This is a genomic window from Bradyrhizobium sp. MOS001 (assembly GCF_004634465.1).
Classification (GTDB): Bacteria; Pseudomonadota; Alphaproteobacteria; order Rhizobiales; family Xanthobacteraceae; genus Bradyrhizobium; species Bradyrhizobium barranii.
In genome coordinates this window covers 1-1,412 of the sequence record NZ_SPVJ01000163.1, presented here as the reverse complement: position 1 = coordinate 1,412, position 1,412 = coordinate 1, and the positions used below count along the sequence as shown (strand labels likewise).

The following is a 1,412-nucleotide window of genomic DNA, read 5'->3' as shown; positions in this document are numbered from 1 at the left end:
ATGCCGTAATGGGCCCTGCTCCGTGCAAGGGGGCATGATGGTGGCTGTCCCCCGATAGATGATGAAACGGGGTCACGACTTGAGTCGGCCCCAAGCATCTGGAGACGGAGGACAGCCGTGGAGAATTATGCCGGAATTGACGTGTCGTTGGAACTGTCGAGCGTATGCGTTGTGGATTCCCAGGGTAAGATCCTGAAGGAGGCGAAGGTCGCAAGCGAACCCGACGCCTTAGTCGAATTTTTCGAGACGCTTGGCTTTGCAGTGAATCGGATCGGGCTGGAGGCTGGGCCACTGTCGCAATGGCTGCATGCGGGGCTGCAAAGAGCAGGATTCGAGACGGTTCTGCTGGAAACACGGCATGTGAAGGCAGCATTGTCGGCGATGACAGTGAAGACGGATCGCAAGGATGCACGCGGAATTGCCCAGTTGATCCGGATGGGATGGTTCCGCGCGGTGCACGCAAAGTCGATAGGGGCTCAAGAGATCCGAGCGCTGCTGGTTGCGCGCAAGCAGCTTCTTGGGCGACTTATCGATGTGGAGTTAAGTATCCGCGGGATTTTGCGTGGCTTTGGGCTGAAGGTTGGCCCGGTGACGCGGAAGAATTTCGAAGCGCGGATCCGAGAGTTGGTTGCGGGTCAGGCGACATTGGAACGCATTGCCATAGCGATGCTTTCGGCACGATCGGCCTTGAAGGCAGAGTACGGAAGGCTACACAAAGCTGTGCTGGCAATTGTGCGTGACGATGCAGTCTGTCGCCGGCTAATGACAGTGCCAGGTGTTGGTCCCCTAGTGGCGATTACCTACAAATCGGCGATTGATGATCCTCATCGCATTGTAAAATCGAAGGCGGCAGGCGCGCTGTTCGGGCTCACGCCAAAGAAATACCAATCGGGAGAAAAGGACGTCACGGGCGGGATCACGCTGGCCGGCGACGAGATAGTGCGTACGGTGTTGTATGAGGCCGCCAACGTTCTGCTATCGCGCATCACGCGATTCTCAAAACTTAAGCGCTGGGGGATGGACGTCGCCAAGCGGCGAGGCTCGAAGCGCGCAAAAGTCGCCTTGGCACGCAAGCTCGCAGTGATCCTGCATCGAATCTGGGTCGACGGCACAACTTACCGATGGACCGACGCGGGCCCGATCGCAGCATAGAACACGAGGAGAAGAGTTGGAATGCAACCGGGCTGAACTGAGCCTGGTGCCCGAAGTCCCGTCGCCGGGACGGTGGATCCGGTGAAGCCGTTACACGCCCAGTGGCCGTCTTCTGACGGACCACGCGTATCTAGATAGGCTCACCGCTCCCTCTGACAGCATGATGTGGCGGCCAGGCGTTGACCACGGACAGAAGCATGAGCTCGGCGGCGTGACATTCACTCGGGAGGCTTGACATCATCGGGCCCATTACAGAAGGG

Annotated in this window: 1 protein-coding gene; it reads left to right on the top strand. The window is 58.6% G+C overall.

Features of this window, described 5'->3' with window-relative positions; genetic code table 11:
- Positions 1–117 precede the first annotated feature (117 nt).
- Entirely contained in the window at positions 118–1,152 is a 1,035-nt protein-coding gene (locus tag CT676_RS43650) for an IS110 family transposase (RefSeq protein ID WP_135217357.1), read from the top strand.
- Positions 1,153–1,412: the final 260 nt, after the last annotated feature.